We start from the raw sequence: 13,777 nt of genomic DNA on the forward strand, positions 1-13,777 counted from the left end.
GCGACGGCCCTATTCTTTCCCGGCGTGCTGACGCAGGAAGTCGGTCAGTGCCTGTCCGGCTTCGCGGATATGCACGGCAAGATAGGCGGCGGCGTCCGCTGTCTGACCGCTGCGGCACAGCTCCAGCAGGGTGCGGTGTTCGGTCTGGGCCTTGACCACGCCGTCGGTGAAATGCAGCTGCATGCGGGTGTAACGGTCGATTTTCCGTTGCAGGCCGTTGACCACGGCCCAGGTCTGGGGCCGCCCGGCGGCCCCGCAGAGAATCCCGTGAAAGCGCCAGTTCAGCTCGCCCCAGCTGCCGACATCCCCGGCGGTCAACGCGCCGTCGTACTCGGTCAGCACGGCATCTGCGGCGGCGTAGTCTGCGGCGGTCAGGTTGGGCAGCGACAGGGCCAGCAGGTGCGGCTCAAGGATTGAGCGGATCTCAAAAATTTCCTCGATATCGCTGAGGGACAGCGACGCGACGATAGAGCTGCGGTGGGCATGGCTGACGATCAGCCCTTCCGCCTCCAGCTGGCGCAGGGCTTCGCGCACCGGAATGCGGCTGACATCGTACTGTTTGGCGATGGCATCCTGCCGAAGCTGGGTGCCTTCGGGGATTTCACCGCTGAGAATGGCTTTCCGCAGCAGGTCGGTCAGCCCTTCGGTCATCGTCTGGCGCTTGAGCATCGAGGTCAGGATACCACCTTTACAGTCATACCGTCGCAATCCCGGACAGCCGGTGCACAGAACACCGGCCTGATATCGTACAGAAGTGCAGGGCCTTATACCAGACAGAGCGGTTCTGTCTGCCTTCCTTTCTGCGGGGGCCTTTCTGTGTTGGCCTTTCTGTGGTGGCCGCTGCCCCGCAGGGCCTGCACAGAAAGCGTTAAGGGTTTTCATGCTACCATGCTTGTCACCGTCCTGTCTGGGGACTGTCTGGCCCTGCCTGTCACCGGGGAACCGTCCGATGAGCTTTAACGACACCATCGACCTGAAAGCAGCGGTTGGCACCGCGACCGGCGGCGGGGTGTCGTCGCAGCGCCGCGACCGCATCATGACCCGCACCATGTATGCCCGACATCTCGAAAGCTTCGCGGATGAGGCGCTGAAGCAGCAGATGTCACGGACCTGCGGCCCGCTGCTGCAGCCGGAGATCGAGGCACTGGCGGCGCGTCTGGCCAACCTGAAGACCCGCTATTATTCCGCCCTGCTGGAGGTGGGAAAGAACCGGGGGCTGCCCCAGCCGGAACAGTTCCGGGAACTGCAGGCCCTGCGGGCCTATTGCGAGGAACTGGAAGCCGGTTTCACCGCCCTGACGCGGGAAATCGAACAGGGGGCAATCCCGGTTGAAGGGGTGACGGACCCGGTCTACTGACCGGCTCAGCGCCCCGCGTCGGGAATCACCTCGCCCCGGCTGACAAAGGAAATGGACCGTGTGCCGAACAGGTCGGTGTGCAGGGCCTCGACCAGCAGCGGGCTGACCGGGCCATCAGCTTCCCACGTCACCAGAAGGCTGCCGCCGCTGCCGCCGCTAGTGTCGCGGTTTTCGATGAATGTGCTCATCGAGGCCAGCGCGGGCAGTGTCTTCGGGTCGGTCACAAAGTCACGCAGCAGCACCCCTGCCCCGTCATAATAGCGGGCGGCGGTAATCCGCACCGGCTGGCGTGGATCGGTGTTGCGGACGGAGACCATCACCGACAGCAGCCATTCCCCGGGGTTGCCGCTGCGGTCCTGATTGCCATGCTGCACGCTGGAATACACCGGCACATACACGGTCTGGCCCCGGCTGCGGGCCGGGTCCGCCGCTGCGGCCTGCCCGCTGAAGGGGATGGCTGCCGCCAGCAGCAGGGTGGCTGTTGCCATGCCGCGAAGGCCCTGAAGAGCCGCGCCGCGAAGGCGCTGGAAAGCCATGCCACGAAGGGGCTGGAAAGGCTGTCGCAATCCGGTCATCGGTGTTCGGCTCCGTCCTCTGGTCCGGCCAGTGTGCCATATCCGCTGCTGCGGTGTCCTGCCAGACAGCGTTCGATGATGTCATCACTGACCCCCATCGAGCGCAGGGCCAGACCGGCCATCTGGAAGCTGACCTCAATCGCTTCCGGCACCACCAGTACTGCCCCGGCAGAGCGCAGCACCCCCTGCTGACGCAGGTCATGGGCCCGGGCAATGATCGGCAGGCCGGGCATATGGTCGTGCACCGCCGCCACCGCCCGCTCGGCCCCCCGTGCATTGTTGACGGTGATGATTGCCGCCCGCGCCCGCTCCACGCCGATGGAGCGCAGGACCCCGGCCTGACTGACATCACCATAAAACACCGGCAGCCCTTCGGCCCGTGCCTCGGCCACCCGCTCGGCATCAAGATCCAGCGCCACGTACGGCACGCCATGTTCTTTCAGCAGTGTGGCGATGGTCCGCCCGACGCGGCCATATCCGGCGATGATGACATGCTGGCGGGCTTCTTCTGTGCCGGTCGGCACCAGATCGAGCCCCAGCCGCCGTTTCAGCTTTTTCGACCACCGCCGCCCGGCGGAGGACAGGACCGGGGTCAGGATCATCGACAGGGCGACGGTGGCGGTCAGGGTCTGGGTGGTGGTGTGGTCCAGCACCCCCAGCGTTCCTGCCTTACCGAACACCACAAAGGCAAATTCCCCGCCCTGCGCCAGCAGCAGGCCGACCCGCAGCACGGTGGCCCAGTCGAGCCCCAGCAGCCGCGACAGGCCGATCAGGACCCCGGCTTTCAGCGCCAGCAGGCCCAGCGTCACCGCCAGCACCAGCAGCAGGTTATGGGCGACGAACGGCAGGTCGATGGTCATGCCGACCGTCATGAAAAACAGGCCGAGCAGCAGGCCGCGGAAGGGGTCGATATCGGCTTCCACCTGATGACGGTACGGGCTGTCCGCCAGCAGCAGACCGGCCAGAAACGCCCCCAGCGCCATCGACATGCCAGCCATTTCGGTTACCCAGGCGACGGTCAGCACCAGCAGCAGATTGGCCGCCGTGAACACTTCAGAGGTCCGCCGGGCGGCAATAAAGCCGTACAGCGGCCGCACCACATAGCGGCCGAGGATAAAGATCAGCGCCATGGCGACGCAGGCCTTGGCCAGTGCCAGCCCCAGCGCGGTGCCGATGTCATGCCCGGACCCGGCCAGCAGCGGCAGCAGGGCCAGCACCGGCACCACCGCCAGATCCTGAAAAATCAGCACGGCGATACTGACCCGCCCGGTCTGGGTCACCGCCTCGTTGCGTTCCACCAGAATCGCCAGCACGGTGGCGGTGGAGGAAAAGGCCAGCGTCACCCCGATCAGGACCGCGGCCTTGGGGGACAGGCCAAAGGCCAGCCCCAGCCCGCCCAGCACCGCCGCCGTCCCCAGAACCTGCAGGGCCCCCAGCCCGAAGATATAACGGCGCATCGTTCGCAGGCGTGACAGCGGCAGTTCCAGCCCGATGGCAAACAGCAGGAACACCACCCCGAATTCGGCCAGCGGCAGGGTTGATTCCACATCAATCACCACCCCCGGCGTATAGGGGCCCAGAGCGACCCCGGCAGCCAGATAGCCCAGCACCGACGGCACCCCGAAGCGCTGAAGGACCGGTACGGCAACAACTGCCGCCAGCAGCAGCCACAGAATGTCGTAAAGTGTGGAGTGGAACTCCGCCATTGCCTGCCTCAAGGTTGCTGGTTACCGCGTGCTTCGGGGTATATCGGCCCTGCTGCCCGGCATCAAGCGACGATACTGCCATAATCCCCGTAAAGGCAGTGATCTGCTGGGGGGAAAGCTGCGTACTCACTGATATAACGCCTGCTCATCAGTCTCAGCTTCCTCTGTCCCGGACTATTGGCCATGTCGCATATCCATCCGCCGCACCGCCCCCTTCCTGATGCCCGCCGGATTGCCGTGATCGGCAGCGGGGCGGCTGCGCTGGGGGCAGCGTGGGCGCTGTCGCGGCGGCATGTGGTGACAGTGTTTGATGGCGAGCCCCGGCCCGGCGGCCATGCCAACACGGTCGAGGTTCCGGGGGCAGACGGGCAGCCGGTGGCGGTGGATACCGGTTTTATCGTCTACAACGTCCGCACCTACCCCAATCTGATCCGCCTGTTTGAGCATCTGCGGGTGCCGACGCAGGACACCGGCATGTCGTTTGCCGTGACGCTGGATCAGGGGGACCGGCGCGGCGTGCTGGAATATTCCGGCAGCGATCTGCCGGGCCTGTTCGGCCAGCGCAGCAACCTGATCAGCCCGCGCTTTTACGGCATGCTGCGGGATATCCTGCGGTTTTACCGGCAGGCCCCGCAGGATGCGCAGACGGCCCCGTCCGGCCTGTCGCTGGGCGAGTATCTGCGCCAGAACGGCTATGGCCGGGCCTTTATTGATGATCATCTTCTGCCGATGGCCGCCGCCATCTGGTCGGCCCCGCCGGAAACGATGATGGCTTTTCCGATGGCCAGTTTCGTCCGCTTCTGTACCAACCATGGGCTGTTACAGATCACGGACCGTCCGCGCTGGCGCACGGTGGTCGGCGGCAGCCGTGAATATGTCCGCCGTCTGCTGGCGGATACCCCCGCGACCCTGCGGCTGGGCGATGCTGTGACGCGGGTCATCCGGCTGGAAGCCGGTGGCGTCCGGGTACAGACCGCCTCCGGCACGGACGAGATGTTTGATGCGGTGGTGATCGGTGCCCATGCCGATCAGGCACTGGCGATGATTGACCGCCCCACCCGGCAGGAACAGCATCTGCTGGGGGCGTTCCATTATCAGGACAATCTGGCGGTGCTGCATGGCGACGCCGCCCAGATGCCGGTGCGGCGACAGGTGTGGGCGGCGTGGAACTACCGCGCCCGGCGCGGCGAAACCGGCACCACCGATCTGTGCGTCACCTATTGGATGAACCGCCTGCAGCACCTGCCGGACCATACGCCGCTGTTTGTCACCCTGAACCCTCACGATACCATTGATCCGTCGAAGATTTATCGCCAGATCACCTATGCGCACCCGGTGTTTGACGCCGATGCGATGGCGGCACAGAAAGCGCTGGACCAGCTGCAGGGGGCAGACCGCCTGTGGTTCTGTGGGTCTTACTTCGGCTATGGCTTCCACGAAGACGCCTTTGCCTCGGGGCTGGCGGCGGCGCGGTCCATCGGCTGCCCGCCGCTGTGGGAGACCGACAGCAGCCACCAGACGGCGGCGGTCTGACCGGCCTCCCCTCCTCTCCTTCTCCTAAAGGCCGGTGAAGCGCCGGACCGCGCTGAAGTACCAGCGGTCCGGCAGAATCCGCAGCAGTTTCATCGCCGTGGCAAAGCGGCGGGGGAAGGCGATTTCAAAGCCCCCCTGTTCCAGCCCGCGCACAATCTGGGCGGCAGCGGCTTCGGCGGTGATCAGATCAGGCATCGGGAACGGATTTTGCTGCGTCAGCGGGGTATCGACAAAGCCCGGATTGACTACCGTCACCTGTACCCCGGTATCGGCCAGATCCAGCCGCAGCGATTCTGCCAGAGCAATCACGGCGGCTTTGCTGGCGCAGTATCCGGCTGCGGTCGGCAGGCCCCGGTATCCGGCGACGGAGGCGACCAGCACCAGATGCCCCTGCCCCCGTGCCAGATACAGCGGCAGCAGGGCTTCAACGCAGTGGACAATCCCCATCAGGTTGGTGTCGATCAGATCGCGGACCCCGGCGGCAGAAAAAGCGGTCGCCGGGGTGGGGTGATGGGTGCCGGCGCACAGTACCGCCAGTGTCGGCAGAGACGGTGCCATGGCTGACACCGCAGCCTGTACGGCGGCGCGGTCCGTGACATCCAGTGGCACCGGCACGCAGCCGGGCACCCGCGCGGCAAGGGCCTGCAAGGGCTCCTGGCGTCTGCCGCTGGCCGTCACCGGCCAGCCTGCGGCAGCGAACGTGTGTGCCAGCGCGGCCCCGATGCCGGTTCCGGCCCCGGTGAGCCAGACTCCGCCCGGCGGCTGGGGCAAACGCAACGGGGCCTGTGGTGCGGCAGTCGGGCGGATCATCCCTTACCCCCGTGCTTCAGCGGTGCTGCGTCCGCCATCGGCCCCGATCATCTGCCCGGTGATCCAGCCTGCGGCGGGCGAGAGCAGAAAAGCGGCCAGTGCCGCCACATCGGCGGCCTCGCCGGTGCGCTTCAGCGGGTGGCGGGCAGCCATCGCCTTGACCATCGCCTCGTTCCCCATCAGGCCAGCGGTCAGCGGGGTACGGGTCAGGCTGGGGGCAATCACATTGACCCGGACCTCGGGGGCCAGATCGGCGGCCAGAGACAGCCCAAGCCCTTCAACCGCCCCTTTGGCGGCCCCGACCACCACATGGGATGGAAACCCCCGGCGGGCGGCAACCGAAGAAAACAGCACCACCGACCCGCCCGCTGATTTCAGGGCAGTCCGGGCGGCTTTAACGGCGGTGAAGGCCCCGACCACATCGCGGCGGTAGGCCTCCAGCAGATCGTCTTCCCCGGCGGCGGCCACGGACTTCAGCGACAGGGTGCCGACCGCATACACCAGTCCGGCAAGCTGGCCGTGCCCGGCCTCAACAGCGGCGTCAATGACCTGCCGGACGGCCGCGCCGTCGAGGACATCGGCAGCCAGACCGGGCGAAGCCGTTTCAGCGCACAGATCCCGCAGCGGTTCTTCCCGGCGGGCGGACAGGAACACCGGGTGGCCCGCCTGTGTCAGCTGGCGGGCCAGAGCGGCCCCGATCCCGCCGGTGGCCCCGAAGACCAGAACCGGCGCGGTTGAAGGTAGGACAGTGGTCATGGCAGGCCCCTGATCAGGAAGGGTTGAACGGATTCCTGACTGTTTACGTGTCAGGGGGCCGCCCAGATCACAGACCGGATCACCGCCCGGGATTCTGGCAGGGACTCCGGCAAGGACTCTGGCAGGACTTACAGATCAAGGAACGGATTGAACAGCCGCCCGATCAGGCCGGTCAGGCGCAGCGGGGCTGTGGTGACAGCCAGACACAGGCACGGATCACCGGCATCGGCCACCGGGCGGTGGATGCCGCCATCGGCCATCACCGCCACGTCGCCGGGGCCATAGTGGCCGTGGCCGTCGCTGAAGCCACCGGCGAGCACCAGTGTCATTTCCAGACCGCCGTGGCTGTGTTCCGGCACCCCCATGCCGGGGGCGATACGGTACAGACGGGCGCGGGCATCGGTGCGGGTCACGACCGGCACCTGTTCCAGCCCGCCGGGCAGGCGTTTCCACGGCAGCGCGGCGCTGTCGGCACCGACATAGTCACGCAACGGTCTGGGCAGCAGACCGGGGCGCGGGGGCTGCGGACGGGCGGGCGCCTGCCGCACAGCAGGCCGCGCCGTTGCCGACACCGGCCCCAGACGGCCAAGAACCGCCGCCAGCGCCCCGTCGGAGAGGGAGGCCGGGGCCAGTTCCTCCAGCAGGCTGCCGCCGACCGCTTCGGCCTGTCCGGCCAGACGGCGGCACGCCGGGCACAGGGTCAGGTGGCAGGCCACCAGCAGGGCGGACGCCTCTTCCAGAGAACCGGCGGCATAGGCCAGCAGCAGCTCTTCAGGCGGATGGAAGGTGGCGCTCATCGCAGATCCTCCATCGGGGTCGGGCCATCCCCAAGGGCAGCGCGGATGCGGTTCATTGCCAGTCGCAGCCGCGACTTGACGGTGCCGAGGGGGATACCCAGACGGGTTGAAATCTCGGAGTGCGGGGTGTCTTCATAAAAGGACAAAGCGATCACTTCGGCCTGTTCCGGGGGGAGGGTGGCGACGGCGGCGCGGATGGTGCGTTCCCGCTGTCCGGCAGCAAGGGCGTCATCGGGCGGGGTTTCGGGGTCAGGGACCAGTGCCGGGTCGTCGGGGTCCAGCTCCGGGCGGCGTTCGCGGCGCAGGCGGTCGATGCGCAGATTGCGGGCGATGGCGAAGATCCATGTTCCGGCGCTGGCTTTGGCGGGGTCAAAAAAACCTGCCTTCCGCCAGACGGTCAGCATGGCTTCCTGCGCCAGTTCTTCCGCTGTGGCATCATCGGCACCCAGACGGCGCAGATAGGTCTTGATACGGGGGGCATAGTATTCAAACAGGCGGATGAAATCAGCCTGATCATGGGTTTCGGCCAGAGCGGCCAGCAGGCGGGTCATTTGCGCCGGAACCGGGTCCGCTGACGTTCCGCTGTTCACACGCTGTCTCCTGCCCGCAAGGTCTGATCCGCCGACCGCGGTCAGGACGACCCGGGGCCGGATATGCCCGGGGGCTGCTATCCTGCCCCGATCATCGGGGGAGATGAAGGAAAAATCCAGCATGACCTGTCGGACCTTTGGGAAGGAAACGGGCGGGAACGCTGCCTGTGTTTCCTCCTTACGGTATCCGGGTCTGGCTGGATCACCCGCCGTCGTCGTCTTTTTCGGGCTTTTTTCGGGCCTGCTCGGCCCGCTCTGGTTCTTTCCGGGACCGCTCGGCCCGCTGGCGGTCAAGGCGGGTTGCTTTCAGGATGGCAGCCAGCCGCAGCGGTGCATGGGCCAGCCCCCCCAGAGGCAGGGCCAGAAACAGCACCAGCACCAGCCCGAGATGCCAGGCCAGCAGCAGCCCCATCGCTGCGGTGTCGCGCAGGGCCAGCAGGGCCAGCCCGCTGGCAGCCACCAGCGCCAGCAGGATCAGCAGGGTCTGGTCGCGGGCCGGGGTCTGCACGGCAGCGGCGCTGCGGCGGTTTTCCCGCAGCAGTCCGGCGCAGCCCAGCAGCATCAGAACACCCCCGGAGGTCCCCAGCGCGACCGGCAGGCTGAGCAGCGGGTAAGGGGCAATCCAGCCGAAGCCGTGATGCCAGACCGTGGCCACCGCCGTCGCGGCAAAACACAGACCGAAGCCGCCGGTCAGGGCGTGATGGGCGCGGCGGCGGCGTGGATGATCAAGATGGGTCAGGGTCAGGCCCTGCCGCAGTCCGGTTTTCCAGTCTGCCGTGGTCAGGCGGCCCCCGCCGATATGCCGCCAGAAGATCCGGATCCGCCACAGGGTCAGCAGGGCGGCGGCAGACAGGGTTGCCCCGGCCAGCCCGGTCAGCCATGCCCACGGCAGGACCGCATAAAACGCACCGGGCCCGGTATGGGGGCTGAACACCACGTCTGCGGGGATCAGTCCCAGCACCAGCAGCGGCAGCAGCAGGCTGAGCAGCAGCGACACCGGCAGCAGGGCCCGCCGCAGGGCGGGCAACGGTGTCTGCTGGTGCTGACGGATGGCGGCCAGTGTCTGCGGCACGGCGATGGCATAGGCGTGGGGCGGGGCATACTGGCAGGCATCCCAGCAGGCGCGGCAGCCGTGGCACAGGCTGGCCAGCCAGTCGACATCGGCATCGCGGAAGGCCGGGGGGGTGTTTCCGTCGTCTCCGCCCACCGCGTCGCGCTGCCGGAACACCGGACAGAAGCCGTCGCAGTATTTGCAGACGGCGCACAGGGTCAGGGTCTCGCGGGCGATGGCATACAGGGCGGGGCGGTCCGCCGGGGGGCTGTGGTCAGCGGGCATGGCGGGCGGCCTCCTCTCCGGCGCGCCGTCCGGTGACGGCGGAGACGGTCAGCGCCGCCCCGGCGATATAGCCGCTGCCGAGGATCTGCGGCGCGACAATCATACCGGCGGCATACAGGCCGGGCCAGTGGCCGCCATCAGCCCGCTGGACCCGCATGGCCGTATCGACGGTCAGACCCAGTCCGGTAAAGGTCAGTCCGGGATGGACCGGCACCAGCAGAAACGGGGGCTCCATCCCGGTCAGGGCTGTGGCCATCGCCTGCGCCGCGATGCCGGACAGGGCCGCCGCGTCTTCCACTGTGGCGCAGGGCAGGGGCGGATAGATCCGCATCGGCAGATCTGCGGCCCGCCGGGCCTCGACCACCATCACCGCCCGCCCGCCTGCCCCGGCGGCGACCCGCCGCCCCCAGGCCGAGTAGCGGGGCGGCCCGGTTTCCCCCGGTGGGGTCAGCACGGTTCCGGCTGCGTCAATCACCCGCCCGGCGGCAAAGCCGTCAACCCGGGTGACGATGCCGCCGTCATGCCGGGGGGAGCGGGCATCGACCGCCACCAGATGCCCCCGGCCCGGGGTGCCGGAAGGCTGCGCCCCGGCGTCCAGCAGGGCCCGCAGCACCTGCCCGTCAGCGTGGGGGGTACCCCGGTTGTGCAGGGTGGTGGCCAGCGGCCCCCATTCCTGCGCCAGCCAGTTGAGATTACCCTGATAGCCGCCGCAGGCGACCACCACCGCCCCGGCCTGTATCGTCCGGCCGTCTTCAAGGCTGACAGACAGGGTGGCTGGGTCCACCCCAGCCACCCCGCATTGCAGGTAAACGCCAATGCCGCTGCGTTCTGCGGTGGCATACAGGCTGTTGATGGCCGCTTTGCCCCCGCCGAGGAAGAACGCGGTTTTGCGGGAATAGGGCAGATGGTCGGTCTGAAAGCGCACGCCGCAGCGGGCCAGCCAGTCGGGCAGGCGCACCGATGCGGCAGCCAGCAGATCATGCAGGGCGGGGTCTCCGTCGCCCCGGCTGGCGCGGCGGAGGTCGGCGGTGAATTCTGCGGCGGTATAGCTGTCCGGCATCAGCGGGCCGGGGCTGTCATGCGTCAGGCGCAGATTGCGGGAATGGCGGGTGTTGCCGCCCCGTAAGGCCGGACCGGCCTGTTCCAGCAGCAGCACCGTTGCCCCGGCCTGCCGGGCCGCCAGTGCCGCGCACAGGGCCGCCAGCCCGCCGCCGATCACCACGACATCGGCCCGGGGGGGCAGGGCAGGAGTGCCGGAATGGGGCATGTCGGATGCTGGGGGCACGCAGGGACTCCGGCAGGCAGAAAGCAGTCCCATCCGGGATAAGCCGGAACGGCTCCAAAGATCAAGCCGCCCGGCCTTTCTTTTCCGGCCCTGACCCCTTAGACTGTTGGGATACTTTCTTTTTTCTGTGACCCGGAGGCTCCCCCCCTGATGCCGACTCATGCCCCGACCTTTCCCTGTACGGCGATCCTGACCGGCCATTCCCGTGGTTTAGGGGCGGCAATTGCCGCAACCCTGCTGGAACGGGGAATTCCGGTGCTGGCCCTGTCCCGCTCTGGCAACCCAGAGTTGATGAATCATCCCCTTTTGACTGAAGTCGCGGTTGATCTGGGGGATGCGGTCGCGCTGGGTCACTGGCTGGAAACCCCTGATCTGGAAGCGTTTGTTGGTGAAACAGTGCCACTGTTGATCAACAATGCCGGGACTGTGGCCCCGATCGGCCCGCTGGGCACGCAGGATCCGTTGCAACTGGTGCAGGCCGTGACCCTGAATGTCACCGCGCCTCTGTTGCTGGCCAATGCCTTGATCGCCGCCCTTCCGCCAGAGCATCCGGTGCGGATTCTGCATGTTTCCAGCGGGGCAGCCCGCAATCCTTACCCCGGCTGGGCGGTCTACTGCGCCACCAAGGCGGCACTGGATCACCATGCCCGCACCGTACAGGCTGATGCGCAGGCCGGGTTGCGGATTGCCAGTATTGCCCCGGGGGTGGTGGATACCGACATGCAGGCCGCCATCCGGGGGACTGACCGCAGCCTGTTCCCCATGCTCGACCGGTTCACCGCCCTTAAGGAGAGTGGGGCCCTGACAGCCCCGCAGGCGGCGGCGGCCCGGCTGGTGGATTATCTGCTGGGCGATGGCTTCGGGGCTGACCCGACCCCCGACATCCGCAGCCTGTAACCGCCGGGGCCGGGGTGGTTTGCGATGTCGCAAACTCCGGCCCGGTCTTGACGGTTTTGCGTCGCAGTTGTCGCCCCGTCAGGGAGTTGATACAGTAAGCCGCACCGGAGAGTCGGCTTTTCTCTCCCGCCCCGGTTTCTGTCCGTTTTTATCCGCCGTCCCGCCGATGGCCGCACCCTGCCTGTGCAGGGGTGCGCCCCGTGGGATCTGGCCTTTGTGCTGAGGTAAGGATCGCCCGATGGCATTCCCGCAGACTGTTCCGCCGAAAATTATCGCCATCGCCAACCAGAAAGGCGGCGTCGCCAAGACCACCGTGGCCGTCAATCTGGCCGCCCGGCTGGCCGCGATGGGGCGGCGTACCCTTCTGGTTGATACCGATGCCCAGTCCAACGCCACCATGACGGTGGACCAGCGCCCGCAGGATCTGGCGGCGCGGGGGCAGACCCTTTATCACGTGCTGACCGGCGCCACCCCGGTGGAAGAGGCGATCATCAATCCGATGCCGGATCTGGAGATCCCGCTGGATCTGCTGGCGTCGTCGCTGGATATCGAAGACCTGTCGTTGACGCTGGTGGTCCGCCCGGACTGGAGCCGCCTGCTGGAACGCCACCTGCGCAAGGTGGCGGACCGCTATGATCATATCGTGATCGACTGTCCGCCCAATCTGGGGGTGATGACCGCCAACGCCCTGACGGCGGCGGACACGGTGCTGATTCCGACCGAGGCTGAACCCTATGCCGTTTACGGCATCAATCTGCTGTTCCGCCGGATTGCCGGATTTCAGGAAGAGATCAACGCCCGCCTGTCCATCCACGGGATTGTGCCGACCAAGTACAATGCCCAGCACAGTCAGGACCGCCAGAGCCTGCAGGATATTTATGACCTGTATGGCGAGCATACGCAGATTTTTGAACCCATTGCCAAGGCAACGGTGTATACGCAGGCCGCTTATGCCCGCCGTCCGCTGATTGTGCTGGACCCCAAAGCGCCGGGGATGTCGGTGATCAATGCCATTGCCGACAGCCTGACTGCGGCGGTTGCGGCCTGAACAGGCTGTTGACGGTAAAGCAGACTTTTAAGTTAAGACGTTACGGAAGATCGGAGTTTGACGGACCATGGCTTTGAAAGGGTGGAAAGGCGCGGGGGGTGCCAGTTCGGTGGTGCGCGGTGAGCGGGAGCAGGGGACCAGTCTGCTGCCGTCGGCCCGCCCCGAAATGCGTATCCATGATATCGCCCTGACCCAGCTGGTGCCCAACCCGGACCAGCCGCGCCAGGTGTTCGACGATGCGGAGATTGAATCGCTCGCCCGTTCGATCCGCGAACGCGGTCTTTTGCAACCGATCGTGGTCAAGCCGATGCCCGATGGCACGCATTTCATGATCGTGGCGGGGGAGCGGCGGTTCCGGGCGACCCAGTCGCTGGGGTTACCGACCATCCGCGCCGTGTGGTCTTCCAGCAATGATACGGCGCTGGATGCCCTGCTGGAAAACTGTCAGCGTACCAACCTGCTGCCGCTGGAACTGGCGGATTCTCTGGCGGCCCTGATGGGCCACAGCAAGATGACCAACCGCGAGGCCGGGGCGCTGCTGGGCTACCGCGAGGAGCAGGTCAGCCGTCTGCTGAAGCTGCGTGACCTGCCCGACAGCATCCGCGCCGATTACTTTACCGCCCCCGGTGAGATCAGCCTGAACGCACTGTACGAAGTGACAATGTGCAAGGAGGCTGACCGGCAGCAGCAGTTGTGGCTGCGGGCGAAGGAAGGGGCATCGATTGCCGAACTGCGGGCCCTGCGCCAGCAACCGGAGATTGTTACTACCGATAATGGGGAGGGCGCTGAAGAGGCAGGCAGCGCGCCGCTGTCCCCGGCTGAGGACACGGTAAAGACCCTGCGCAAGAAGAAGCCGACCGATCAGGTGGTACAGGCCAGTATCCGCATGATTTCCAAGCAGATTATGCGGATGGGCCGGATGGGGCCGCTGAACGAACAGCAGAAGCAGCACATCCGCATCCTACGGCAGGCCCTTGGGGTGCTGATCGACGAGGCGTGATCCTCCGCAGCACCTTTCTCCTGAAGACCATAAAAAATCGGGCGCTGGCGGGAAGCCAGCCCCGATTTTTTTGTGACCTGACGCTTT

General features: G+C 66.7%; 14 protein-coding genes. 5 read left to right on the forward strand and 9 right to left on the reverse strand.

Annotated features, from left to right (window positions below; translation table 11 throughout):
* Window positions 1–9 precede the first annotated feature (9 nt).
* Window positions 10–669 carry a GntR family transcriptional regulator gene (locus tag G365_RS0115055; protein ID WP_019646360.1) on the reverse strand — a complete coding sequence of 220 codons (660 nt, stop codon included), beginning with the start codon at window positions 667–669 and terminating at the stop codon, window positions 10–12.
* 280 nt (window positions 670–949) lie between these two features.
* Here G365_RS0115055 and G365_RS0115060 point away from each other — a divergent pair, with 280 nt between their 5' ends.
* Window positions 950–1,357: a hypothetical protein gene (locus G365_RS0115060; RefSeq protein ID WP_019646361.1), complete on the forward strand. Its 408-nt coding sequence runs from the start codon at window positions 950–952 to the stop codon at window positions 1,355–1,357.
* A 5-nt stretch (window positions 1,358–1,362) separates the two neighbouring features.
* Here G365_RS0115060 and G365_RS21795 read toward each other — a convergent pair whose 3' ends face one another.
* Entirely contained in the window at window positions 1,363–1,932 is a 570-nt protein-coding gene (locus tag G365_RS21795; RefSeq protein ID WP_081628578.1) for a DUF3124 domain-containing protein, read from the reverse strand.
* On the reverse strand, window positions 1,929–3,638 hold the full coding sequence (locus tag G365_RS0115070) for a monovalent cation:proton antiporter-2 (CPA2) family protein (RefSeq protein WP_019646363.1): 1,710 nt from the start codon (window positions 3,636–3,638) through the stop codon (window positions 1,929–1,931). The genes G365_RS21795 and G365_RS0115070 overlap by 4 nt, the downstream gene beginning before the upstream one ends.
* Window positions 3,639–3,821: 183 nt before the next feature.
* Between G365_RS0115070 and G365_RS0115075 the strand changes: the two genes are divergently transcribed.
* On the forward strand, window positions 3,822–5,171 hold the full coding sequence (locus G365_RS0115075) for an NAD(P)/FAD-dependent oxidoreductase (RefSeq protein ID WP_019646364.1): 1,350 nt from the start codon (window positions 3,822–3,824) through the stop codon (window positions 5,169–5,171).
* Between the two features lie 24 nt (window positions 5,172–5,195).
* Here G365_RS0115075 and G365_RS0115080 read toward each other — a convergent pair whose 3' ends face one another.
* The 6 genes from G365_RS0115080 to tcuA all read right to left on the reverse strand — a co-directional run bounded on the left by G365_RS0115080 (window position 5,196) and on the right by tcuA (window position 10,745).
* Window positions 5,196–5,981 carry an SDR family NAD(P)-dependent oxidoreductase gene (locus G365_RS0115080; RefSeq protein ID WP_019646365.1) on the reverse strand — a complete coding sequence of 262 codons (786 nt, stop codon included), beginning with the start codon at window positions 5,979–5,981 and terminating at the stop codon, window positions 5,196–5,198.
* A 3-nt stretch (window positions 5,982–5,984) separates the two neighbouring features.
* Complete coding sequence (locus G365_RS0115085) at window positions 5,985–6,737, reverse strand: SDR family NAD(P)-dependent oxidoreductase (RefSeq protein ID WP_019646366.1); 753 nt, start codon at window positions 6,735–6,737, stop codon at window positions 5,985–5,987.
* Window positions 6,738–6,865: 128 nt separating this feature from the next.
* Window positions 6,866–7,534 (reverse strand): ChrR family anti-sigma-E factor, encoded by a 669-nt coding sequence (locus G365_RS0115090; RefSeq protein WP_019646367.1) that lies wholly within the window; start codon window positions 7,532–7,534, stop codon window positions 6,866–6,868.
* Window positions 7,531–8,085, reverse strand: coding sequence for a sigma-70 family RNA polymerase sigma factor (locus G365_RS0115095; RefSeq protein ID WP_155976312.1), 555 nt, complete (start codon window positions 8,083–8,085; stop codon window positions 7,531–7,533). The genes G365_RS0115090 and G365_RS0115095 overlap by 4 nt, the downstream gene beginning before the upstream one ends.
* 241 nt (window positions 8,086–8,326) lie before the next feature.
* Entirely contained in the window at window positions 8,327–9,460 is a 1,134-nt protein-coding gene (tcuB, locus tag G365_RS21800; protein ID WP_019646369.1) for a tricarballylate utilization 4Fe-4S protein TcuB, read from the reverse strand.
* Window positions 9,450–10,745: an FAD-dependent tricarballylate dehydrogenase TcuA gene (gene tcuA / locus G365_RS0115105; protein ID WP_245554765.1), complete on the reverse strand. Its 1,296-nt coding sequence runs from the start codon at window positions 10,743–10,745 to the stop codon at window positions 9,450–9,452. Before tcuA ends, tcuB begins: the two co-directional genes overlap by 11 nt.
* 150 nt (window positions 10,746–10,895) lie before the next feature.
* On the opposite strand from tcuA, the gene G365_RS0115110 reads away from it, so the two are divergent.
* The 3 genes from G365_RS0115110 to G365_RS21810 all read left to right on the forward strand — a co-directional run bounded on the left by G365_RS0115110 (window position 10,896) and on the right by G365_RS21810 (window position 13,690).
* The gene (locus G365_RS0115110; protein WP_019646371.1) at window positions 10,896–11,642 is read left to right on the forward strand and encodes an SDR family oxidoreductase; all 747 of its coding nucleotides are present in this window, start codon (window positions 10,896–10,898) and stop codon (window positions 11,640–11,642) included.
* Between the two features lie 238 nt (window positions 11,643–11,880).
* The gene (locus G365_RS21805; RefSeq protein WP_019646372.1) at window positions 11,881–12,690 is read left to right on the forward strand and encodes a ParA family protein; all 810 of its coding nucleotides are present in this window, start codon (window positions 11,881–11,883) and stop codon (window positions 12,688–12,690) included.
* A gap of 67 nt (window positions 12,691–12,757) precedes the next feature.
* Complete coding sequence (locus tag G365_RS21810; RefSeq protein WP_019646373.1) at window positions 12,758–13,690, forward strand: ParB/RepB/Spo0J family partition protein; 933 nt, start codon at window positions 12,758–12,760, stop codon at window positions 13,688–13,690.
* Window positions 13,691–13,777 lie beyond the last annotated feature (87 nt).

The organism is Novispirillum itersonii subsp. itersonii ATCC 12639 (assembly GCF_000381985.1).
Classification (GTDB): domain Bacteria; phylum Pseudomonadota; class Alphaproteobacteria; order Rhodospirillales; family Rhodospirillaceae; genus Novispirillum; species Novispirillum itersonii.